The organism is Rhodococcus sp. NKCM2511 (genome assembly GCF_014905595.1).
Lineage (GTDB): Bacteria > Actinomycetota > Actinomycetes > Mycobacteriales > Mycobacteriaceae > Rhodococcoides > Rhodococcoides fascians.
Window position 1 is genome coordinate 505,904 of record NZ_BNHJ02000001.1, and the last position, 22,325, is coordinate 528,228.

The window sequence follows — 22,325 nt, forward strand, 5'->3', positions numbered from 1 at the left end:
TGCGCCGCGGTGGCCGCGTGCGGGTCGGCTGCTCTCGCAGTGACCGAAATGAACCTGTCAGTGCAGTGAAGTACGGGTGACTCGGTGGGGCCGGCAGCCGACATCGGCTACTCGTTCGATCTTAGGCGGCGGCAAGAGCTCTGGCAGCAGGTGCCGGGATCACGACCCGCGTATCACCGTCGATGCGGGTGGCCACAGCCGATTCGTCGGAACGCACAGCGGCAGTGGATGCATCCGACAGCGTGACGCTCACGTCGCTCATCACATCGGAAAGAGGCACGGCCAGGGCATCGCAGATCGCAGCGAGAAGTTCGCTCGACGCTTCCTTCCGGCCACGTTCCACCTCGGAGAGGTAGCCGAGGCTCACGCGCGCGGTGTTGGAGACTTCACGCAGGGTGCGGCTCTGTGCGACGCGAGTACGCCGCAAACTGTCGCCGAGTGCTTCACGCAATAGCAGCGCCATCTCGCTCCTCCTCGTTGGTGCTGTTGCCGACGACTGTGCCGTCGAGACGACCACGTTCGTATCGTTCGTTCGGAGCCGTCGTAGGGTCAACGTCCCAGCCGGCCCGATTGGTTCCCGACCCTATATGCCCGTCGCCTCCGACACGCGCCGAAGGGGCTCCGACACGGCTGTCGGAACTGCAACTTCCCGCATCGCCTCGTGGACGCCCGTCGAATGCACTCACACCGAGGACACACCCCGGCGCAACCGAATCGCCTGAACCACGTAGTCCAGGCCGGTGTACACGGTCAGCAGAACCGCCAGAGCCATCAGCGCCACCGCCACTGGATCGACTGCGCTGGGCAGCGGACACAGATACACGCCGATCGCGAATGTCTGGACCAGTGTCTTGACCTTGCCGCCACGACCGGCCGGAATGACTCCGTGACGAATGACGGCGAAACGGACCGCGGTGATGCCTATTTCGCGTACCCCGATGATCGCCGTCACCCACCAGGACAGATCGCCCAACATCGACAGCCCGACAAGGGCAGCGCCGATCAGCGCCTTGTCGGCGATGGGGTCGGCCATCTTCCCGAAATCGGTGACGAGTCCGTACTTGCGGGCGAGTTGGCCGTCGATCCGGTCGGTGATGGCCGCTGCGGCGAAGATCGCCGTCGCCGCCAACCGCCACGAGGTGTCGTGACCGTCTCCGACGAACAGTGCCGCAAGAAAGACCGGAACCAGAGCGATGCGCAGCACGGTCAGCACGTTGGCGATGTTGAGCAGCGGGACGGCGTCCGATCCGCCCGGAGCAGCGTTGCCGTGCGGCAGCCCCGCACTGCGCGAGGCACCGCCGGATGGAACACCGTGGCCCGGCGCTGTCGGGCCGGTCACGAAGCCGCTTCTCGGCCGCGGACCGGACATTCGATGGTGTGTCGGCGTTCGGGCAGCACCGACCCGTCGAGACGGGGACACTGCTCGCTGAACGACACACGGAAAGTTTATCGGTTGCATCGGTGACTACTGTTCACCACATGACTTCTGGGCCGAATCGGGCGAGTCGCGACACTGCCGATCCCGAATCCGACGAGTATTCCGACACCGTGGACGGCACGTCCATCGGCGACGCCACCCTGGTCGTGCGTCGAGCCCGAACCTCCGACATTCCCGAGATCAAGCGACTGATCGATATCTACGCGGGCCGAATCCTGCTCGAGAAGAACCTGGTGACGCTGTACGAGGCAGTGCAGGAGTTCTGGATTGCCGAGCGCGCAGGCGAAGTCATCGGATGCGGAGCTCTGCACGTGCTCTGGGCAGACCTGGGTGAGGTACGCACGGTGGCAGTCGACCCCGCAGCCAAGGGGCACGGAGCCGGCCACCTGATTGTCGCCAAACTCATCGAGGTGGCACGCGAGCTGGCGCTGCAGAAGGTGTTCGTGCTGACCTTCGAAGTGGATTTCTTCGCCCGGCACGGCTTCTCCGAAATCGAGGGAACGCCCGTCACCGCCGAGGTGTACGCGGAGATGTGCCGGTCCTACGACACCGGCGTCGCAGAGTTTCTCGACCTGAGCTACGTCAAGCCGAACACATTGGGCAACACGCGCATGCTGCTTCCGCTCTGACAGAATTCTCCGGACACCCCTCGAATCCGGAAGTGAGCTCCATGCCCCTGATCGCCGTCACTTACACGTACTCCCCCACGACCACCGAGGGCCGCGACACCCATCGCGCCGCACACCGGGCGTGGCTGGCCGACTTGTTGGAGAAGAAGACGCTCGTCTCCAGTGGCCCGTTCGCCGACGACAGCGGCGCTCTGCTGCTCGTGGACGGCCCGGACGCCGCATCCGTGGAATCACTGTTCGCCCAGGATCCCTTCGCGGTCGAGAACCTCATCGAGTCGGCAGACTTCCACGAATGGACACCGGTGATGGGCGCGTTCACGGCCTGAGTCTGCTCGCCCACCCGTTCTGCGTGAATGGACCATTGCACCGCCCAGACGGCTGCAATGGTCCATTCACGCAGGTGTAGGGCCCGTCAGAACTCCTCGGACGCCGGCTGCTCGTCCGGGTCTCCGCCCTTGATGGACCACAGCAATCCGTCGAGTTCGTCGGGCTTGACGAGTACTTCGCGGGCTTTCGAGCCCTCGCTCGGACCCACGACGCCGCGGTTCTCCATGAGGTCCATCAGTCGTCCTGCCTTGGCGAATCCGACCCGTAGCTTGCGTTGCAGCATCGACGTGGAACCGAACTGGCTGGTGACGACGAGTTCGACGGCTTGCAGCAGCACGTCGAGGTCGTCACCGATGTCGGGGTCGACGTCCTTCTTGTCCGAGACCTTCGCGGCGGTGACGGTGTCGTTGTACTCGGGCTCGGCCTGATTCTTGGCGAAGTCGACGACGGCCGAGATTTCCTCGTCCGTGATGAACGCCCCCTGCAGACGCGTCGGCTTGCCCGCACCCATCGGCAGGAACAGCGCGTCGCCCATGCCGATCAGTTTTTCGGCTCCGGGCTGATCGAGGATGACTCGCGAGTCGGTCAACGACGACGTGGCGAACGCCAGACGTGAGGGCACGTTCGTCTTGATCAGACCGGTGACGACGTCGACGGACGGACGCTGCGTGGCGAGCACCAGGTGGATACCTGCGGCGCGCGCCTTCTGGGTGATGCGCACGATCGCTTCCTCGACGTCGCGAGGAGCGGTCATCATCAGGTCGGCAAGCTCGTCGACGATCGCCAGGATGTAGGGGTACGGCCGGTAGACGCGTTCGCTGCCCAACGGTGCGGTGATCTCGCCGGACCGCACCTTCTTGTTGAAGTCGTCGATGTGCCGGACCTTGTTGATCTGCATGTCCTGGTAGCGCTGCTCCATCTCCTCGACGAGCCAGGCCAGGGCCGCGGCAGCCTTCTTCGGCTGCGTGATGATCGGCGTGATGAGGTGCGGGATGCCCTCGTACGGCGTCAACTCGACCATCTTCGGGTCGATCAGAATCATCCGGACCTCGTCGGGTGTCGCCCGTGCCAGCAGCGACACGAGCATCGAGTTCACGAAGCTCGATTTACCCGAACCGGTGGATCCCGCCACCAGCAGGTGCGGCATCTTCGCCAGGTTGGCACTGACGAAATCGCCTTCGATGTCCTTGCCGAGGCCGATCACCAGAGGGTGGTGATCCTTGCGTGTCGACGGGGCGGTCAGCACATCGGCCAGGCGGACCATCTCGCGATCCGAGTTCGGCACCTCGATACCGACGGCGGACTTGCCGGGGATCGGGGCGAGCAATCGCACGTTGTCGGTCGCGACCGCGTAGGCGATGTTGCGAGCCAGCGCTGTGATCTTCTCGACCTTGACGCCCGGTCCGAGCTCCACCTCGTAGCGGGTGACCGTCGGTCCGCGGGTGAATCCGGTGACCGCAGCGTCGATCTTGAACTGCTCGAGTACCTCGGAGATGGCCTCGATCATCGCGTCGTTCGCCTGGCTGCGCGTCTTGGGCGGATCGCCGTCGATGAGCAGCGACAACGACGGCAGCGTGTAGTCGCCGTCGACGACGCGATCGACGACGATCTTGTCGTCGTCGGCAGCCGGCTTGGGTTCGGCGGCCTTGGCGATCGGCTTGGGCTTCGGCCGCGGGGGCGCGGCAGGCTCGGGCACCGGGACCGGCGCGGCCGCGGCAGGCGTCATGACCTCGGTGGGGGCCTCCGGTGCCGGTGCAGGGGTCTTGCGAGCGCGTGATGGCTTGACGACCGGGATGTACTCCTCGGTCGGGTAGTTGTCGTACGGGTCAGTGGTGCCGTGCACCGGGTATCCGTCGGCGTCGAAGTTCGAGTCGTAGTCTCCGTAGCCCTCGTCGCCGAATTCCGAACCGAAATCGGCCGGGTCGTACTCGTCGTATTCGTCGCCTCGACTGTCGGTACCGAACAGTGCCCGCATCCGGTCCGGTACGTCTCGTACCGTGGTGCCGGTGAGCAGCAGCACGCCGAACAGGCCGGCGAGCAGCAGCAACGGTACGGCGAGCCATACCGTCAGGCCGTCGGCAATGGGTCCGCCCGCAACGTAGCCGACGGAGCCCGCTCCTTCGGACCGACCGGTGGCGTCGGTCGGTGACCCCGCCGCCATGTGCCAGAGCCCGAGAACGGGCAAGCCCAGCAGTATCGAGCCCAGAACCATGCGTGGTCTGACCTCGGGGCGAGGCTCCGAACGCATCAGCACGACGGCGATCGCCACCCCCAGCACGGGTGCGACGTAGCCGGCGTCGCCGATGACGGCACGGATCCCTACCTCGATCCACTCACCGACCGGGCCGCCGGCACTGAACCACACGCTTGCGGCGACGACGACGCTGACGGCGATGAGCCCGAGGGCGATTCCGTCACGTCGGTGACCGTGCTCGATGTCCGCGGCCTTGCTGACGGTGCGTGTGGTGGCACCGACACCTCGTGCCGCCATCGACCATGTGGACGCGATTCCGCGACCGATCGCGTCGAGCGCACCGCGGGACTTCTTCTTCGTGGGGGGCCGCCGCGACGCCGCACCTCTCGCGGGTGCCTTACCGCGGGACGATGCGCTTGCCCGCGTGGTCGCCGGGTTGCGCGGTGCGGTGGGCTTCTTCGGTGTCGTGACGGTTCGAGCCGTGCGGCCGGTACCGGACTTACGAGAGGTACCGGACGCGCGCGAGGAGCCGGATCCGCTGGATCCGGCCCTGGCGGTGGAGGTGCTGGTCTTTCCTGCCATGCCCCCAGGCTAGTCGCAACTGCCCCGTCGAAACCATCCGCAACACCAGTAACAACGACGGATGTGCGTCAGAAACTCAGGTCGAGCGCCTTCACGGCGGCGACATCGTCCGCCGAGCCTTCGTACACGACTTCCACCTGGTCCCGACCGAATGCATAGAGAAGCAGTTCGGAGGGCTCCCCCACCACCGTCACACCCGGGCCCGAGCCACCCTTGAAGGTGGCCTGTCGGCCGTCCGGGGTACGGACGTGCACCGGAACCGGTGCCGAGCGGTGCCCTGCTCGTCCGATCAACCGCACCTGGGGCCACAGTCGGGACTCGACCGCGCTGGGCAGAACCCGTCGGGTCCACGTCCCTTCCGCGCGGCGCAGATCCTCGTGATGCACGAACATCTCACCGAGGTTGATCAGCGGATCCAGCAGGGCGAACGGCGACCACATCGGCGGCCCGGTGCGAACGTCCTCGACCACCGACGCGAACGGTCGATTCGCGACGGAACGCTGAACCCGCTCCGTGTATCCGGACAACGGACCGAGAAAGATACCCGGCGACGCATCGAGCCGCCGTTCGCGAACGACGAGGTGCGCGGCCAGATCGGCAGCAGTCCACTCACCACATAGTGTCGGCGCATCGGGACCGACGTCGAGAAGGGTCCGAACAAGTTGGGAACGTTCATCCTGGGCAAGGCTCACGTACTCCAGGCTACGGCTACACCGAAGGAGCGGCATCCTGCCGGGAGACCGACTCCTTCGTCTGGGTAACCTCCCAACAGTGCCGGTATCGGAAATTCTCGTCATCCTGCTCGCCGGCCTCGGGGCCGGTGCAATCAACGCGGTCGTCGGTTCGGGCACGTTGATCACGTTCCCCACCCTGGTCGCGTTCGGCTATCCCCCGGTGGTCGCCACGATGTCCAACGCCATCGGACTGGTGGCGGGAAGCGTATCGGGTACCTGGGGGTATCGCCGGGAACTTCGCGGACAATGGCACCGACTGCGTTGGCAGCTTCCCGCCTCTTTCTTCGGCGCACTCGGTGGCGCGTGGCTGCTGTTGCATCTGCCCGAAAAAGTATTCGCCTCTGTCGTTCCGGTGTTGCTCATCGGTGCGTTGATTCTCGTTGTCGCACAACCGAAAATCCAGGCCTGGGCCAAACGTCGGTCCGAGGCGGCCGGCAAGGCGGCCGGCCACATCGGCCGCGGCCGCATGGCGCTGGTCACCGTCGGCACTCTGCTGGTCGGCATCTACGGGGGCTATTTCACTGCAGCACAAGGAATCCTGCTCATCGGAGTGATGGGCGCACTGCTCCCCGAATCCATGCAGCGCATGAACGCTGCCAAGAACTTGCTCTCGCTGGTGGTGAATGTCGTTGCAGCAGTTGCTTTCACGATTTTTCGATTCGACGACATCAGCTGGCAGGCCGCCGGTCTGATCGCGATCGGCTCCCTCATCGGCGGAGCGGTGGGAGCACGCTACGGCCGCCGGCTGTCGCCGGCGGCCCTGCGCGGTGCCATCGTCGTCCTCGGCCTCATCGGCCTGTGGCGACTGCTCGTCTGAACTCTAGGACTGCGGTTGCGGCTTGACCGCGATGATCGTCGGAACGATCATCGGCTTACGCCGATACTTGTCCGCTACCCACCGGCCCACGACGCGGCGGACGGCCTGAGCGATCCGGTGGGTATCGGACACTCCGTCCGAGGCCAGCCGCTGCAGCTCGGCCTCCACGAGCTGGCCGGCCTCTTTCAGGGCCGCCGGGTCGTCGGAGAATCCGCGACCGGACACCTCGGGTGCGGTCACTGCACGGCCGGTGGCCGAATCGACGGCAACGCTGATCGCGATGAAGCCGCCCTCGCCGAGCACCAGACGATCCGACAGCGTCGAATCTCCGACATCGCCGACCGATAGGCCGTCGACGTAGACGTGACCGACCGGGACCTGCCCGACGATCTCGGCGAGCCCGTCGACCATGTCGACAACGACGCCGTCCTCGGCGAGCACGATCCGGTCCTCTGATACACCGGTCGCCTTTGCCAGAGCGGCATTGGCCCGCAGGTGACGCCACTCGCCATGTACCGGCATGGCGTTGGTCGGTCGCACTGCGTTGTAGAGGTACAGCAATTCGCCTGCCGATGCGTGACCCGAGACGTGCACCTTCGCGTTCTGCTGCGTCACGACGGTCGCGCCACGCTTGGCGAGGCCGTTGACCACTGCGAACACGGAGTTCTCGTTGCCCGGGATCAGCGACGACGCCAGTACCACGAGATCGTTGGCCTTGACGTTGATCTGACGGTGCTCGCCGCGAGCCATCCTGGACAGCGCCGACAACGGCTCGCCCTGCGAACCGGTGGAGATGAGCACCAACCGGTCGTCGGGAAGTGTTGCGGCGGTATCGACATTGACCTCGAGGCCGTCGGGCACCCGCAGGTAGCCGAGATCCTGGGCGATCTGCATATTGCGCACCATGGAACGACCGACGAATGCCACTCGACGGTTGTACCGCTCGGCCACGTCGATGACCTGCTGGATGCGGTGCACGTGACTGGCGAACGACGCGACGATGACCCGCTGCTTCGCCTTGCCGATGACGGTGTCGAGCACTCCGCCGATCTCCCGTTCCGGCGTGACGAATCCGGGCACTTCGGCATTGGTGGAGTCGACCAGGAAGAGGTCCACGCCCTCGTCACCGAGCCGTGAGAAACCGGCCAGGTCGGTCAGACGACCGTCGAGCGGCAGCTGATCGAGCTTGATGTCTCCGGTGTGCAGCACCAGTCCCGCGTCGGTTCTGATGGCGATCGCGAGGGCGTCGGGAATGGAGTGGTTGACGGCGAAGTACTCGCAGTCGAACGGCCCGTGCTGTGTGTGTTGACCCTCGATCACCTCGACGAGATTCGGCCGCAGCCGGTGCTCACGACACTTGGCCGCGACCAGCGCGAGGGTGAACTTCGATCCGACGACGGGCAGGTCGGGACGCAGTCGAAGCAAGAACGGGACTGCGCCGATGTGGTCCTCGTGACCGTGCGTCAGTACCACCGCCTCGACATCGGCCATGCGGTTCTCGATGTGCCTGAAGTCGGGCAGGATCAGGTCGACGCCCGGCTGCTGGTCCTCGGGGAACAGGACGCCACAGTCGATGATCAGCATCTTGCCCTGATGCTCGAAGACGGTCATGTTGCGACCGATTTCGCCGATTCCGCCGAGCGCCACCACTCGTAGGCCCTTGAACGGAGCCTTCGGCGGTGTGCCGAGACGCTCGGTCGGGTCGAACTCACGACGCTTGTCGGGACGCTGCGTCCGAGCGGAATTCTGCACCATCGGCTTGCCCTGGCGGGCACCCGAAGGTTGGCCCTGCTTGGCAACGGGACGCTCGGACGGCGGTCCGGCGTTTCGGGTTGCGCGTCCGCGCGATCGGTTAGGTCGTGTCATACAAGAACTCCTGCCGCCCGCAGCTCGGCTGCGAGCAATTCGATGTGATCGATGCTCGGTGGCACCTGGGGAAGTCGTGGTTCGCCGACATCGAGTCCGATGAGGCGCAGGCCTGCCTTCGATGCGCTGACGCCGCCGAGGCGTGCCACCGAACGGATGACCGGGATGAGGCTGACGTTGATCGCTTGGGCGCGGGCGATGTCGCCCATCATGAATGCGGTGTGGAGTTCGCGCAGACGGGCCGGGACGAGGTGCCCGATGACGCTGACGAACCCGGTGGCGCCGACCGAGAGCCAGGGCAGGTTCAGCGGGTCGTCTCCCGAGTAGAACTGCAGACCGGTCGACGCGATCAGCTCGGCACCGGCGTTGAGATCGCCCTTCGCATCCTTGACGGCAAGAATGCGGGGGTGCTCGGCGAGCCGACGCAGCGTTTCGGTCTCGATGGGGACGACCGATCGAGGCGGAATGTCGTAGAGCATCACTGGCAGATCGGTGGCGTTGGCGACCGCAGTGAAGTGGGCGTAGAGGCCCGCCTGCGGTGGCCTGGAGTAGTACGGGGTGACCACGAGCAGTCCGTGCGCACCGGCGCGAGCGGCATCACGGGCCAGTTCGACGCTGTGTGCGGTGTCGTTGCTCCCGGCCCCGGCGATGATTCGAGCCCGATGTCCGACAGCCGCGATCACGGCGCGCAACAGCTCGAGCTTCTCGTTCTCGGTGGTGGTGGGCGACTCACCCGTCGTCCCGGCCAGCACCAGCCCGTCGTTTCCCTGTTCGACGAGATGATGCGCGAGCCGAACGCCTGCGTCGATATCCAACTTCCCGTCGGCCGTGAACGGGGTCACCATTGCGGTGAGCACCGTACCGAACACAGGCGCAACGGAAGGAGCGGCGTCACCGTAGGTCATGGCAGCAGATTACCCGGTGCTTTACCCACTCCTACGCAGCGGGACTCCCCGCTGACACCGGTGGTCCGCGCCGGTCCGTTCGAGCCTCGAACGCGATTCCTAGACCTCGGTGACGAAGGGGCTGCGTGCGACTTCCGTTCCGTCCGGCTGGGTCGTGATCTCGAAGTCGCCGAACACGTCGGGTGCCACGTCCACGAGCTTACGCAGACATTCGACGGCGACGCGGCGAATTTCGACGTCCGCGTGCTCCGAGGCCCGCATCGACACGAAATGCCGCCAAGCGCGGTAGTTCCCACTCACCACCACGCGTGTCTCGGTCGCGTTCGGCAGAACCGATCTCGCGGCCTGCCGCGCCTGCTTGCCCCGCAACGCAGCATTGGTGACCGACTCCAGTTTGCCGTCGAGGGCAGCGAGCAACTCGCTGTAGGCGGCCCGACTCGCCTCTGTCGCCGACGCGAACAGGGCCTCGAGCTCGGGATCGCCCTCCACGGCCGGCGGAAGCACCACGTTGGCATCGTGTTCGGGCACGAAGCGCTGCGACAACTGCGAGTACGAGAAATGTCGATGCCGAATCAACTCGTGTGTGCACGATCGAGAGATACCGGTGATGTAGAAGCTCACGCTCGCGTGCTCGAGCACCGACAGGTGTCCGACGTCGAGCAGATGACGCAGATACGACGCATTGGTCGCAGTGCGAGGGTTCGGTTTCGACCAACTCTGGTAACACGCTCTGCCTGCGAATTCCACCAACGCCTGCCCACCGTCCGCGTCGGTCTCCCACGGGATGTCGGCGGGTGGAACGAACTCGGTTCGGGCCACCAACTGCACGTTCAGCGCGACTGTTCGAGGCGCAGCTCGACCTCTGATTTCTGACGACACCGCCCAACCCTAAACGGCGACGACCGCACCCTGCCGCGCACGACGCCACCGCTGATGCCTTCGTGACGTCGACCTGACATCACCCGACGCCTTGACTGACGCCATTCACGACGTCACACTGGCGTCATGGAACTGAGCCAGTACACCGACACGCTGCGCACCGATTTGATGGCCGCGGCGGCGTTGGGCGATGAACACACCCGGCAGACAGCCGAGGCCCTCGGCAAGACCGCGGAAGCGTCGGCGCGGTTGATGCTGCTGACCGCCCTGTCGGACTTCGCGGCCGAGGTGTCGAACGCACTGGACGATCGAACCGTGGTCGTCCGCCTGGACGGTGGACAGGCACACGCAGACGTTCGACGGAACGATTCGACATCGGACCACGACGGCGAGCCCAAAGAGCCTGTTGCCGAGGAGTATCCGACCATGGACGACGTCTCGGGCGAGGTACGACGCGTCACGCTCCGACTCGTCGAGCAGATCAAGGAACGAGCCGAGGACGCAGCGAACAACAGCGGGGTGTCCCTGAACTCGTGGCTCTCCCAAGCAGTTCAGGGCGCGCTACGAGATCAGATGCGCAGGGACCGCGGTTGGAACAACTGAGGGCTCTCTCCCCTGTTTCTTCACGCGCCTCTACTTCTTCTCTCTCCACTGTCGCTCGAACGGCAGTCGCCAGGCATGCGGCGCGATGAGTTGATGAATTGCGTTGGGGCCCCACGACCCCGGTGAGTACAGGCGCACCGGCGGTGGATCGGCCAGCAACGGCTCCGATACCTGCCACAGTCGTTCGATACCCTCTGCCGTCGTGAACAGCGTGTGGTCGCCGTACATGGCGTCGAGGATCAACCGCTCGTAGGCCTCGAGCACGTCGCCGGCGCGTTCGGTTTCGTGTGTGGCGAACTGCATGCTCAGTTTGTCCAGCCGCATCCCGGGCCCGGGCCGCTTGCCGTAGAACGACAGCGACACCTTGGATGCGTCCGCCAGGTCGAAGGTGAGGTGGTCGGGACCTTGCGCTCCGACGCCCGAGCCGGCAGGGAACATGCTCTTCGGTGGCTCTCGGAACGCTATCGAAATGATGCGTTGGCCTTCGGCGAGACGCTTTCCGCTACGGAGGTAGAACGGCACACCGGCCCAGCGCCAGTTGTCTATTTCGCATTTCAGGGCCACGAACGTGTCGGTGTCGGAATCGGGGGCGACACCTTCCTCCGAGCGGTAGCCCGTATATTGCCCGCGCACAACATTTTTCGGGTCCAGCGGGACCATCGATCGAAACACCTTGTTCTTCTCTTCACCGATCGCACGCGGTTCGAGTGCCGTCGGCGGTTCCATCGCCATGAACGCGAGCACCTGGAACAGGTGAGTGACGACCATGTCCTTGTACGCACCGGTGGACTCGTAGAACCCGGCCCGACCGTCGAGGGCGAGCTCCTCCGGGATGTCGATCTGGACGTGATCGATGAAGTTGCGGTTCCAGATCGGCTCGAACAGCCCGTTGGCGAAACGGAACGCCAGGATGTTCTGCGCCGGTTCCTTGCCGAGGAAGTGATCGATTCGATAGATCTGTTCTTCGTCGAAGGTCTCGTGCAGGCGAGCGTTCAGGTCGATTGCGCTCTGCAGATCGGTTCCGAACGGCTTCTCCATGATGATGCGCGATCGCTTGACCAGGTCTGCGGAGGCGAGCGTATCCACAACGGCCAGTGCAGCTCTCGGCGGAACCGACAGGTAGTGCAACCGCCTGGCGTTGTCTCCGAGTTCGATCTCGGCCTCGGCTACCGCGGCACCCAGCGCCGCTGGCCCGGCTTTCTGCGAGACGTACGTCAGCCGCGACGCGAACTGCCGCCACTGTTCGTCGCCGACTTTGCGGCTGGAGTACGCATTGATCGATTCGCGAGCGAGGGCGCGAAATTCGTCGGTGGACATCTCTTCGAGCGAGGTACCCACCACGCGGATGTTCGGTGCCAGCTCGGACAACGCCAAATGCATCATCCCGGAGAGCAATTTCCGTTTGGCCAGATCTCCGGTCGCCCCGAACAGGACGACGACCTGGGGTGGAAGTTCGGTGTCGATGCCTGTCGGAAAAGTGGTCATGCTCGAAAATACTGGCATCGATCCGGATCGAGCGCACGCCGGATCATGTCATCGCAGCGCAGCGACGAGATCACCTCGGGTACCCACCACCACGCGTTCGAGTTCGAGCCACTCCGCCATCTCGTGCAGGACGTCGCGCAACCGGGGTGCGATGTCGCGTGGATCGCGGTCGCCTTCGACGTACGCCGCTATGACGTGTAGTTCCGAGTTGGCCCGCACGGCCTTGAGATCGACGCGCGCCACGAGATGGCCGTCCAGCAGGAAGGGAAATACGTAGTACCCGTGAATTCGCTTGTGCTGCGGGGTGTATATCTCGATGCGATAGTGGAAATCGAAAATTCTCTCCACACGCGGCCGATAGAAGATCATCGGATCGAACGGGCACAACAGGGTTGCGACGGTGGCAGTCCTCGGTGTTCTGGCGTCGCGGTGCACATAGGCCGGCGCGTTCCACCCTCGGACGGACACCTGCTCCAGGACGCCGTCTTCCACGAGGTCGGCGATTGCGGCCTTGGACTGCTTCTGGGAGAGCCGATAGTAGTCCCGCAGATCCGGCTCGGTGCCGATTCCCAGTGCACGAGAGGACTTTTCGATCAGGGCCCGCACCGCATCCGCTTCGTCGACCTGCCTGCGGAGAACAGCGTCGGGAAGCACCCGTTCGCTGAGCTCGTACTGCCGAACGAACCCGGACCGTGCCGGCACGCTGACCACTCCGGCAGCGAAGAGTTGCTCGCACACGACCTTGACGTCGCTTCGATCCCACCAGGGACCCTTGCGCCCGGGCTTCTCGACGTCGAGATGCTTCTCGATCTCACCCGCACTGGCCGCGCCGTGCTCTGCGATCACGGCGAGAACATCGTCCACCAGTGTGGGTTCACGATCGAGAATGCGGGCGGCTCCACCCCATCGACCGTGTCGGTACAACTCCATGCGCCACCGCATCAGCGGCCAGTCCTCCACCGGGAGCAACGCTGCCTCGTGCGCCCAGTATTCGACCAACCGCCTCGGGCGTCGGGTGGTGTCGGTCCAGGCGGCGTCGTCGAGGATTTTTCTGTCGTAGGCACCGACGCGACTGAACACCGGCGCGTAGTGCGCGCGCACCACCACCGACACCGAATCGATCTGCAACAACCCGGTGGTGTCGATGGCTCCGTGCACCGCGCTCTTGCTCGCCGGCCGCGTGCGCGATCGGGCCGACGCCAGTCCTTGGGCGGCCAAGGCGGTGCGGCGCGCCATGGCAGCGCTCATGTCTCGCATCGGGCCACCCTGTCACGATCCACCGACACGGTGGTTCAGGTGCTGAAGAGATTCTTGGCCTTGAGGATCAGCTCGTACAGTCCGTAGGCGAACGGCACGGACACCCAGAGCCATGCGATCACCATCGTTCCCTGCATTCGCGCGGTGGTCATGCCTTGGCTCCTGTCGAGGTCGTCGAATCGGCGGCGTCGGCCGAATCGGATTCATGGAATTTCGACGCCACCGGTTTGATGGCTTCGTTGGCCAGGAACCCGACGACCAACAAACCGATCATCACGTAGAAGGCCGGGAGGTACCGGCCGGTGGTTCCCGCCTCGCCGGCGTCGGCGATGGCGTTGACGATCAGTGGTCCCAGAACACCTGCCACCGACCATGCGGTGAGCAGTCGTCCGTGGATTGCGCCCACCTGGTACGTACCGAAGAGGTCCTTGAGATAGGCCGGAACGGTTGCGAATCCCGCGCCGTAGAACGACAGGATCAACAGCGCCGACACCATGAAGAGGATCTTGTTCGTGTTGGTGAACAGGGCGATGTACAGGTAGAGGAGCGCGCCGACACCGAGGTACAGACGATAGATGTTCTTGCGACCCACCACGTCCGAGACCGAGGACCAGACGAAGCGACCGATCATGTTGGTCAGAGACAGGAACGCCACGAAACCAGCGGCCGCCGCGGCCAACGATTCCGGGGAGGTGGCGTCCGGAAAGAAGTCTTGGTAGATCCCGGAGCCGCGTTCGAGGATGCCGATGCCGGCAGTGACGTTGAAGCACAACACCACCCACAAGAGCCAGAACTGCGGAGTCTTGACGGCGTTGGCCGCGGAGACGTTGTGCGTCGAGATCATCGCCGACGCCGCGGGAGGCGTCCAGCCTTTCGGTGTCCACCCCTCGGCCGGGACTCTGATCAGCACGACTCCCAGCGCCATGAACACCGCGTACCCGACGCCGAGGGTGAGGAACGTCTTGGCGATCGAACCATCGGTGAAGCCGCCGAAGTTCACCATCAGTTGGCTGGTGAGAGGTGACGCGATCAGGGCGCCGCCGCCGAAGCCCATGATCGCGATACCGGTCGCCATTCCCGGCCGGTCCGGGAACCACTTCATCAGCGTCGACACAGGCGAGATATATCCGATTCCGAGGCCGATACCGCCGATGAAGCCGTATCCGAAGATCACCAGCCAGAACTGGCCGAGTGCCATGCCGAGTGCGGAAATGAGCAGTCCCGATACGAAGAAGACAAGTGAGACGGCCATCGCCCAACGCGGGCCGTTCTTCTCCACTCTGGTGCCGAAGATCGCGGCCGACAGGCCGAGCATGACGATGGCGAGCTGAAACGGTATGGCGGTGACCGTTCCGCTGAGCCCCAGGGCGTCGGGCTGTGAGATGGCGTTCTTGAAGACGCTCCAGGCGTACGCAGATCCGATCGCCAGGTGTATCGACAGGGCTGCCGGGGGTATCAGCCAGCGACTCCACTCGGGCGTAGCAACGATTCTGGAGCGGTCGAGAATGGGGAGGGTCATCGAAATCCCTTGGTATGGAGAGCGGTACAAATGTCGACTATCCCCTGCAGTCAAACACGAGCACCACCCTGCCTGCTCACAATCGGACATAGTTTCTTCACCGAACTCACTACATTGAGCCGGGTATCCTCTGGCAAGTGGATGTCGAACGGTGGCGTAGCAGATTGCCGGTGAAGCGAGCCTCGGACGGCGAGGTGATCGGATGGACCGTCGCACACAGCGCGGGTGAATCGGCCCCGTACGACGAACACGACGAGGGATACCTGGTCGATGCCGTCAATCCAGTGGGTATCACTGTTGCGCTGGGTGTGTCGCTGGAGGACGCGATTGCCGCCCTGGAGGAACGCGGACTGGCTTCCCTGTCGTTGCCGCACTGGACGAAAGCCCCACTGCCGTTGCAGCCCGAGACCGATCTGCTGACACCGCAAGACGATTGGCAGTGGCGCCGGGTGTTGATGACTCAGCTCGACGACAACCGTGTCTGGATCAGACCCGCGTACCCGAGTTGGCCGGAACGACTTCTGGAAATTCCGTTGTCGATCCCAGCCGACGACGTGCTGCGATCCCACTCCCCTGTCGAGTCGGACTGAGTCGGTACTCGCGCGGCCGCAGCGTGCCGAGACGTACACGCCGACTCGGGCCGCAGTCAGTCGGACAGACCGGCCGCGATCGTCCCGCCGAGTTCGTAGCAGCGCTCCCGCGACTCCTTGCCGCTGTCCACCAGGTGAGCGGTCTCGGCAACCTGGTCCAATCCCCAACCCGCTGCAATACTTTCGATTGCCCGCCCGGCACCAGCGGTGTCACTGTTTCCGTACACCCACGCACCGTAGGGCTTTCCGGATACCGCATCGAGACTCGGGTAGTAGACGGTGTCGAAGAAGTGTTTCAGGGCACCACTCATGTAACCGAAGTTCGCCGGGGTACCGAAGAGAAAGCCATCGGCGGCAAGCACATCCGGGACTGTCGCGCCGAGCGCAGGCACACTGCGCACGTCCACACCGCTGATCTCCGGGTCACGGGCTCCGGCGAGGACCGATTCGAGCAGTTCCCGCATCGGCGGGCTCGGTGTGTGGTGAACGATCAGCAGAGTGCGCGCCATGTCCGTCAGCTCTCGGCACGTTCCAGTGCCACAGCACGTTTCATGGTCTCGCGAGCTCGCCCGCGATCACCCGCGTAATCGTAGGCCCGCGCCAGTCGATACGAATTTCGCCAGTTGTCGGGATCTTTTTCCCATTCGGCCTTGACCTGTTGGAAGAGTTCGTCGGCTGCGTCTCGTTCGATGCGCCCCGACGGCCTCCTCGGCAGATCGTCGACGTCGAGTTCGAGGCCTTCCTCTCGGATGCGCGACGCCAGCCGCTGATGGTCCAATCCTGCTTTGAGCGTCGCCCACACGATCCACAACCCGACGATCGGCAGCAGGATGACCCCGATCCCCAGGGCAGTACTGGCCACCCCGCCGTTCTGGATCAACGTCACTCCGCGCTGTCCGAGCAGGAAGAAGTAGAACCCGAGGATCAACACCATCACTGCAATGATGGCGACGACTTTGGTCGCTTTGTTCACTGTCGATCAGCTCACAGATCCAGAAGCGGGTCGAGGCCGACGGTCAGCCCCGGACGGGCAGCGATCTCTCGGACTCCGAGCAGTACGCCGGGCGCAAAGGACGTCCGGTCCAGCGAGTCGTGTCGGATGCTCAGCGTCTCGCCCTGTGTCCCCAGCAGAACCTCTTGGTGCGCAACGAGTCCCGCCAGTCTGATGGAGTGCACGCGCACTCCGTCCACGTCGGCTCCGCGAGCACCGTCGAGCTCCGTCGTCGTCGCATCGGGACTCTTCGGGGTGCCCGCTGCCGCCCGCGCTTCGGCGATCAGCGCGGCGGTACGGTACGCGGTCCCCGAGGGCGCATCGGCCTTGTTCGGGTGGTGCAGCTCGATCACCTCGACGGAATCGAAGAATCGGGCTGCCTGCTGAGCGAAGCGCATCGACAGCACCGCTCCGATGGCGAAGTTCGGTGCAATCAACACACCCGTCTGTGGCGATCCGGCCAACCACTCACGAACCTGCTCGAGCCGCTGCTCGTCGAAACCCGTCGTGCCGACGACAGCATGGATGCCGTGCTCGACCAAGAACTGCAGGTTGTCCATGACCACATCGGGATGGGTGAAATCCACGACCACCTGCGCACCGCTGTCGACGAAGTTCGCCAGCGGATCGCCCTGGTCGACAGTTGCCACGAGCTCCAGATCGCCGGCTGCGTCGACTGCGGCGCAGATCGCCTGACCGACCTTGCCGCGTGACCCCAGTACCCCTACTCGAACAGGTGCCGTTGCACTCACGTCGTTCCCACACTCGTTTCGTCGTCGTCTTGTCGTCCTACCGAAGACCGAGCCTACTTCCAGGCCCCCGACACCGGCAGCTACGGTCGGTCGGTGAAGTCCAGCGTTCTGTTCGCCGACCGCGTCGATCTCGTCCGTGGCGGCCGCTATCTCCTCAGCGATGCGACCGTGCGGGTCGACGAGGGCGAGCACTGGGTGTTGCTCGGTGCCAACGGTGCCGGCAAGAGCACCCTGCTCAGCTTGCTGGGAGCCGTCGTCCATCCCACGCGGGGCGCGGTGCACGTACTGGGCCACCGCCTGGGCCGAGTGGACATGCGCGAATTACGCACGCACATCGGACACGTCGATCCTCGTCTGAAGATCGAGGCCCCGCTGACTCTGCTCCAGGTCGTCCTGACAGGACTGACCAACACTCCCGATCTGATCCCGAGATGGTCGGCCACCGAGGACCAGGTCGCTCGCGCCCACCGGCTCGTCGAGTCGCTGGGAGTTGCCCACCGCGTGGACGCGTCGTGGCACACCCTCTCCCAGGGCGAGCGGGGCCGGGCACTGATCGCTCGCGCACTGCTGCCCGATCCGGCGCTGCTGCTACTCGACGAACCCGCCACCGGCCTCGATCTCGCTGCCCGCGAACAACTCCTGACGGCGCTGGACTCGCTGCGTGCCGAACATCCCGGGCTCGCCAGCATCCTGGTCACCCACCATCTCGAGGAAATCCCCACCTCGACCACCCACGCGTTGCTGATCCGCGACGGTCGCGTGCACGCTCAGGGGCCTGTCGACACGGTGCTGACCACGGACAACATCAGCACGTGCTTCGACCATCCGATCGACATCTCTCGCCGTCGTGGGCGGTGGGTGGCCACCGCGGCCCACCGCTGACGGTCAGTCGAAAACGATGACCTGACGGATGGCGTTGCCGTCGGCCAATTCGTCCATGCCGCGGTTGATCTCGTCCAACGTGATGCGCGAGGAGATCAGCTTCTCGACGGGCAGTCGACCCTCGCGCCACATCTGGGCGTACGTCGGAATGTCGCGTGCCGGGACGGCCGAGCCGAGGTAACTACCGATGATCGTGCGCGCCTCGGCTACCAGACCGAGAGGTGAGATCGACGAACGGGCGTCGGGAGCAGGCAGGCCGACGGTGATCGTCTTTCCGCCGGGAGCGGTTGCCGCGACTGCAGTTTCGAATGCACGGGCGTTGCCCGCTGCCTCGATGACGATGTCCGCCTTGATCCCCTTCTCTGCGAGATCCGCAGGCGAATAAACCTGTGTTGCACCCAGATCGGTTGCGGCGACGAGCTTGTCGGGGACGCCGTCGACACCGATGACCTCACCCGCACCGATCGATACCGCGGTCAGTACGGCCGCCATGCCCACTCCGCCGAGGCCGACCACCATCACCGACTGCCCCGGCTTCGGAGTTCCGGCGTTGAGGACAGCGCCGCCGCCGGTGAGCACTGCACAACCGAGGACCGCCGCGATGTCGGCTGGGATGTCGTCGTCGACCGGTACCACCGACTTTCTACTGACCACTGCGTGTGTGGCGAAGCCGGAGACTCCGAGGTGGTGCTTGATCTCGGCACCGTCTCGATGCAATTTGATGTCTCCGCCGAGCAACGTGCCCGCATTGTTCGACGCGCTTCCCACGACGCAGGGCATCTGGCCGTCCGTGGCGCACCCCGCGCAGTCACCGCAGCGCGGCAGGAACGTCATGACCACACGGGTTCCGACTGTTATGTCGTCGACGCCCGCGCCGACTTCCTCGACGCGGCCCGCGGCCTCGTGGCCGAGCAGCATCGGCACCGGACGAACGCGATTACCGTCGACCACCGACAGATCCGAGTGGCACAGTCCGGCGGCTTCGATCCGGACGAGCAGTTCCCCGTCACCCGGTGAGCCCAGTTCGAGATCGGAGACGGTGATGGGATGCGAGTCCGCGAAGGGACGAGATCGGCCGATTTCTTCGAGTACAGCGCCGCGAATCTTCATCCCGCCAGACTATGCGGCTGCGCCGCATGTGCGTGGAACTTCGTAGCCCACTACGAAGTTCCACTCACATGGGCCGCAGGCCCTCACAGCGGCAGACGGGGCCTGAGCAGGTGCGCAACCAACGCCGTCCAGCCGGTTTGGTGTGTTGCTCCGAGTCCCTCGCCGGTGTCTCCGTCGAAGTACTCGTTGAACGTGGGGTGCTCACTCCACAGTGGATCGGAACTCGATTCGATCCGCCGACCGTCGGCAGGCCGCTTGCCGTCGACAGGACGGAACAGTCCTGCCAAGCCGTTGTCGATCAAGTCTGCGGCATCGGTGAGAGTGCGATGGTTTCCCGAGCCGGTGGGAATTTCGATGGTGAACGAGTCGCCGTAGTAGCGCCCGTAGGCGCGCAGCTTGTCCGCCAACAGCACGTTCACCGGGAACCACACCGGCCCTCGCCAATTGGAGTTGCCCCCGAACATTCCGGTGCGCGACTCCCCCGGCTCGTACTCGATGGACAGGCTTCGACCGTCGACGTCGAACGTGACCGGCTCGCGGTACGAAGCCGACAAGGAACGAATACCGAACTCCGACAAGAACTCTTCCGAGTCGAACATGCGAGAGAGGATCCGCTTGAGACGTTCGGGCTGCACGAGGGTGAGCAGAAGGCGCACCTCGTTGCCTTCCCGACGCGCCAGCAGCGGTGAGACCATTTCCGGCCGACGGTGCTGAACCCACCGCAGCCGCGCCGCGAGGTCCGGGCACTCCGCCTCGACCCAGGGCGGAATTTCCGTGGCCCCGAGAATGGGAAGCAGACCGACCATGGATCGCACTCGCATCGGTACCGCGTCGCCCTCGGGTTGCACGAGGACGTCGTAGAAGAATCCGTCTTCCTCGTGCCACAGCGAAATGTGCTGCGAACCGAACGAGTTGACCGCCTTCGCGATCGAGAGGAAATGCGAGAAGAACTTGGTCGCGACGTCGTCCCAGGCGCTGTCGTGGCGCGCGAGCTCGAGTGCGATCTTGAACATCTGCTGGCAGTAGAACGCCATCCAACTCGTGGCGTCGGACTGTTCCAGACGGAAACCGGGCGGCAGCGGAGCGGAGCGATTGAACAATCCGATGTTGTCCATACCGAGGAACCCGCCCTCGAAGATGTTCGACCCCTCCGAATCCTTGCGATTGACCCACCACGCGAAGTTGAGCAGCAACTTCGTGAACACCCGGACCAGGAACTCGCGATCCCGGTACCCGTCGATCCGATAGACGTGCCAGGCCGCCCAGGCGTGGACCGGAGGGTTGACGTCGCCGAACTCCCATTCGTAGGCCGGCAGTTGGCCGTTGGGATGCATGGCCCATTCCCGGCACATCAGGACCAACTGCTCCTTCGCGAAGTCCGGGTCCACATGTGCGAGAGGAATAGCGTGAAAGGCCAAGTCCCACGCGGCGAACCACGGATATTCCCACTCGTCGGGCATCGAAATCACATCGGCCAGTGCGAGGTGACGCCAATGGGCGTTACGGCCCTTGGGGTCCTGACGCGAGTGCGGAGCCGGGGCTCCCACTTTGTCGCCCTCGATCCACTGCTCGACGTCGTAGCGGTAGAGCTGCTTGGTCCACAACAGCCCCGCATATGCCCGCCGCGCCACGTGTCGATCGGCATCGGTGAGGTCGGCACCGATCACTGCGCCGTAGAACTCGTCCGCCTCCGCACGACGGTCACCGGTGACCGCGTCGAATCCCGCACCGAACGTCTGCTCGTCCGGCCGATGGGGCGACAAGCGCAGTCGCACCGATTCGGTTGCGCCCGAGGCGATGTCGTCGAATTTATACCAGAATGCAGCCTTCGTTCCGGTCTGCTCGGGGTTCACCGCACCATGTTCGCCGTCGACGACATGTCGGCCGATACCGTCCTTGGGGTACTTCGACAGGTTGTCCTGCCCCCACAAGGACTCTGCATTGGTTTCGTTGTCGCAGAACAACACTGACGGCGATCCCTCGGCACTGAGGTAGTACCGACCGAGAAAGCCGTGATCGGCGGCAACGGCCTCGAGGCCGCCGGCCAGAACTTCCGGTCGGGTCAGCTGGGTGAGCGATCCGCCGCGATCGTCGCGCCCCCACGACCAGGTGTTGCGCAGCCACAGTTGCGGCAGCAGATCGACCGACGCCGCCTCCGGTCCGTGGTTGGTGATGGAGATGGTGATGCAGATGTCGTCGGGCGAGGCCTTCGCATACGTGACCTGGACGTCGAAGAACCGGTTCTCGTCCAGGATCCCGGTATCGGCCAATTCGTATTCGCGGTCGTCTCGGCCGCGTCGGGCACTCTCCTCGCGCAGGTGCGCGTACGGATACTCCGCGTGCGGGTAGCGGTAGAGCCACTGCATCCAACTGTGCGTCGGAGTGCCGTCGATCGCCCAGAAATACTCCTTGACGTCCTCGCCGTGATTTCCCTCCTCGTTGGCCAACCCGAAGAGTCGTTCCTTCAGAATCGGATCCTTGCGATTCCACAGGGCGAACGCGAAATTCAGGAAACCGAATCGATCGCAGATTCCACCGATTCCGTCCTCACCCCAGCGGTAGGCACGCTTGTGCGCCTGATCGAACGGAAACGACGCCCACGCGTTTCCGTCCTCGGAGTAGTCCTCGCGCACCGTGCCCCACTGCCGTCCCGCCAGATACGGGCCCCACTGACGCCATGGCCCGCTGACCCCTGGTGACTCCGCCAAACGGTTGTGTTCGACGGTGGACGGGGTGGGAACGCTCACGGGATTGGTGGTCACGGC

Annotated in this window: 21 protein-coding genes; 6 read left to right on the forward strand and 15 right to left on the reverse strand. The window is 64.6% G+C overall.

The window, feature by feature from the left end; genetic code table 11:
- Nucleotides 1-121 precede the first annotated feature (121 nt).
- Together JLZ96_RS02165 and pgsA are read right to left on the reverse strand one after the other, a co-directional pair.
- Nucleotides 122-463: a helix-turn-helix domain-containing protein gene (locus JLZ96_RS02165; protein ID WP_032407083.1), complete on the reverse strand. Its 342-nt coding sequence runs from the start codon at nucleotides 461-463 to the stop codon at nucleotides 122-124.
- A 219-nt stretch (nucleotides 464-682) separates the two neighbouring features.
- Nucleotides 683-1,369, reverse strand: coding sequence for a CDP-diacylglycerol--glycerol-3-phosphate 3-phosphatidyltransferase (pgsA, locus tag JLZ96_RS02170; RefSeq protein ID WP_371831584.1), 687 nt, complete (start codon nucleotides 1,367-1,369; stop codon nucleotides 683-685).
- A 110-nt stretch (nucleotides 1,370-1,479) separates the two neighbouring features.
- On the opposite strand from pgsA, the gene JLZ96_RS02175 reads away from it, so the two are divergent.
- Nucleotides 1,480-2,067: an amino-acid N-acetyltransferase gene (locus JLZ96_RS02175; protein ID WP_201009421.1), complete on the forward strand. Its 588-nt coding sequence runs from the start codon at nucleotides 1,480-1,482 to the stop codon at nucleotides 2,065-2,067.
- 41 nt (nucleotides 2,068-2,108) lie between these two features.
- Nucleotides 2,109-2,393 carry a YciI family protein gene (locus JLZ96_RS02180; protein ID WP_027496823.1) on the forward strand — a complete coding sequence of 95 codons (285 nt, stop codon included), beginning with the start codon at nucleotides 2,109-2,111 and terminating at the stop codon, nucleotides 2,391-2,393.
- An 86-nt stretch (nucleotides 2,394-2,479) separates the two neighbouring features.
- On the opposite strand, the gene JLZ96_RS02185 is transcribed toward JLZ96_RS02180, so the two are convergent.
- Together JLZ96_RS02185 and JLZ96_RS02190 are read right to left on the reverse strand one after the other, a co-directional pair.
- Entirely contained in the window at nucleotides 2,480-5,170 is a 2,691-nt protein-coding gene (locus tag JLZ96_RS02185; RefSeq protein ID WP_201009422.1) for a DNA translocase FtsK, read from the reverse strand.
- 68 nt (nucleotides 5,171-5,238) lie between these two features.
- A complete protein-coding gene (locus JLZ96_RS02190; protein ID WP_201009423.1) occupies nucleotides 5,239-5,862 on the reverse strand; it encodes a TIGR03085 family metal-binding protein in 624 nt (207 codons plus the stop codon).
- A gap of 79 nt (nucleotides 5,863-5,941) precedes the next feature.
- Between JLZ96_RS02190 and JLZ96_RS02195 the strand changes: the two genes are divergently transcribed.
- Entirely contained in the window at nucleotides 5,942-6,721 is a 780-nt protein-coding gene (locus JLZ96_RS02195) for a sulfite exporter TauE/SafE family protein (protein WP_201009424.1), read from the forward strand.
- Between the two features lie 3 nt (nucleotides 6,722-6,724).
- Here JLZ96_RS02195 and JLZ96_RS02200 read toward each other — a convergent pair whose 3' ends face one another.
- The 3 genes from JLZ96_RS02200 to thyX form a co-directional block, all read right to left on the reverse strand.
- A complete protein-coding gene (locus JLZ96_RS02200; RefSeq protein WP_032366466.1) occupies nucleotides 6,725-8,476 on the reverse strand; it encodes a ribonuclease J in 1,752 nt (583 codons plus the stop codon).
- 107 nt (nucleotides 8,477-8,583) lie between these two features.
- A complete protein-coding gene (gene dapA, locus JLZ96_RS02205; protein WP_027496818.1) occupies nucleotides 8,584-9,492 on the reverse strand; it encodes a 4-hydroxy-tetrahydrodipicolinate synthase in 909 nt (302 codons plus the stop codon).
- Between the two features lie 99 nt (nucleotides 9,493-9,591).
- Nucleotides 9,592-10,371, reverse strand: coding sequence for an FAD-dependent thymidylate synthase (thyX, locus tag JLZ96_RS02210; protein WP_228139203.1), 780 nt, complete (start codon nucleotides 10,369-10,371; stop codon nucleotides 9,592-9,594).
- 126 nt (nucleotides 10,372-10,497) lie between these two features.
- On the opposite strand from thyX, the gene JLZ96_RS02215 reads away from it, so the two are divergent.
- Entirely contained in the window at nucleotides 10,498-10,974 is a 477-nt protein-coding gene (locus JLZ96_RS02215) for a hypothetical protein (protein WP_201009425.1), read from the forward strand.
- A gap of 30 nt (nucleotides 10,975-11,004) precedes the next feature.
- On the opposite strand, the gene zwf is transcribed toward JLZ96_RS02215, so the two are convergent.
- The 3 genes from zwf to JLZ96_RS02230 form a co-directional block, all read right to left on the reverse strand.
- On the reverse strand, nucleotides 11,005-12,459 hold the full coding sequence (zwf, locus tag JLZ96_RS02220; protein WP_201009426.1) for a glucose-6-phosphate dehydrogenase: 1,455 nt from the start codon (nucleotides 12,457-12,459) through the stop codon (nucleotides 11,005-11,007).
- Between the two features lie 48 nt (nucleotides 12,460-12,507).
- On the reverse strand, nucleotides 12,508-13,716 hold the full coding sequence (locus JLZ96_RS02225) for a winged helix-turn-helix domain-containing protein (protein WP_032372575.1): 1,209 nt from the start codon (nucleotides 13,714-13,716) through the stop codon (nucleotides 12,508-12,510).
- 148 nt (nucleotides 13,717-13,864) lie between these two features.
- Complete coding sequence (locus tag JLZ96_RS02230; protein WP_027496813.1) at nucleotides 13,865-15,235, reverse strand: OFA family MFS transporter; 1,371 nt, start codon at nucleotides 15,233-15,235, stop codon at nucleotides 13,865-13,867.
- Between the two features lie 137 nt (nucleotides 15,236-15,372).
- Here JLZ96_RS02230 and JLZ96_RS02235 point away from each other — a divergent pair, with 137 nt between their 5' ends.
- On the forward strand, nucleotides 15,373-15,825 hold the full coding sequence (locus JLZ96_RS02235; RefSeq protein WP_057474063.1) for a hypothetical protein: 453 nt from the start codon (nucleotides 15,373-15,375) through the stop codon (nucleotides 15,823-15,825).
- Nucleotides 15,826-15,881: 56 nt separating this feature from the next.
- Here JLZ96_RS02235 and JLZ96_RS02240 read toward each other — a convergent pair whose 3' ends face one another.
- From JLZ96_RS02240 to dapB, 3 genes are read right to left on the reverse strand one after another with little or no spacing between them, the layout of a single operon-like run.
- Nucleotides 15,882-16,334 (reverse strand): flavodoxin family protein, encoded by a 453-nt coding sequence (locus JLZ96_RS02240; protein WP_201009427.1) that lies wholly within the window; start codon nucleotides 16,332-16,334, stop codon nucleotides 15,882-15,884.
- Between the two features lie 5 nt (nucleotides 16,335-16,339).
- On the reverse strand, nucleotides 16,340-16,759 hold the full coding sequence (locus JLZ96_RS02245) for a hypothetical protein (RefSeq protein WP_063216903.1): 420 nt from the start codon (nucleotides 16,757-16,759) through the stop codon (nucleotides 16,340-16,342).
- Between the two features lie 50 nt (nucleotides 16,760-16,809).
- Nucleotides 16,810-17,568 carry a 4-hydroxy-tetrahydrodipicolinate reductase gene (gene dapB, locus JLZ96_RS02250; protein WP_027496797.1) on the reverse strand — a complete coding sequence of 253 codons (759 nt, stop codon included), beginning with the start codon at nucleotides 17,566-17,568 and terminating at the stop codon, nucleotides 16,810-16,812.
- A 93-nt stretch (nucleotides 17,569-17,661) separates the two neighbouring features.
- On the opposite strand from dapB, the gene JLZ96_RS02255 reads away from it, so the two are divergent.
- Nucleotides 17,662-18,450 (forward strand): ABC transporter ATP-binding protein, encoded by a 789-nt coding sequence (locus tag JLZ96_RS02255; protein ID WP_201009428.1) that lies wholly within the window; start codon nucleotides 17,662-17,664, stop codon nucleotides 18,448-18,450.
- A gap of 3 nt (nucleotides 18,451-18,453) precedes the next feature.
- Here the strand turns inward: JLZ96_RS02255 and JLZ96_RS02260 are convergent, their stop codons facing one another.
- On the reverse strand, nucleotides 18,454-19,560 hold the full coding sequence (locus JLZ96_RS02260; RefSeq protein ID WP_032387270.1) for an alcohol dehydrogenase catalytic domain-containing protein: 1,107 nt from the start codon (nucleotides 19,558-19,560) through the stop codon (nucleotides 18,454-18,456).
- A gap of 83 nt (nucleotides 19,561-19,643) precedes the next feature.
- Nucleotides 19,644-22,322 (reverse strand): glucosidase, encoded by a 2,679-nt coding sequence (locus tag JLZ96_RS02265; RefSeq protein WP_236253814.1) that lies wholly within the window; start codon nucleotides 22,320-22,322, stop codon nucleotides 19,644-19,646.
- Nucleotides 22,323-22,325: the final 3 nt, after the last annotated feature.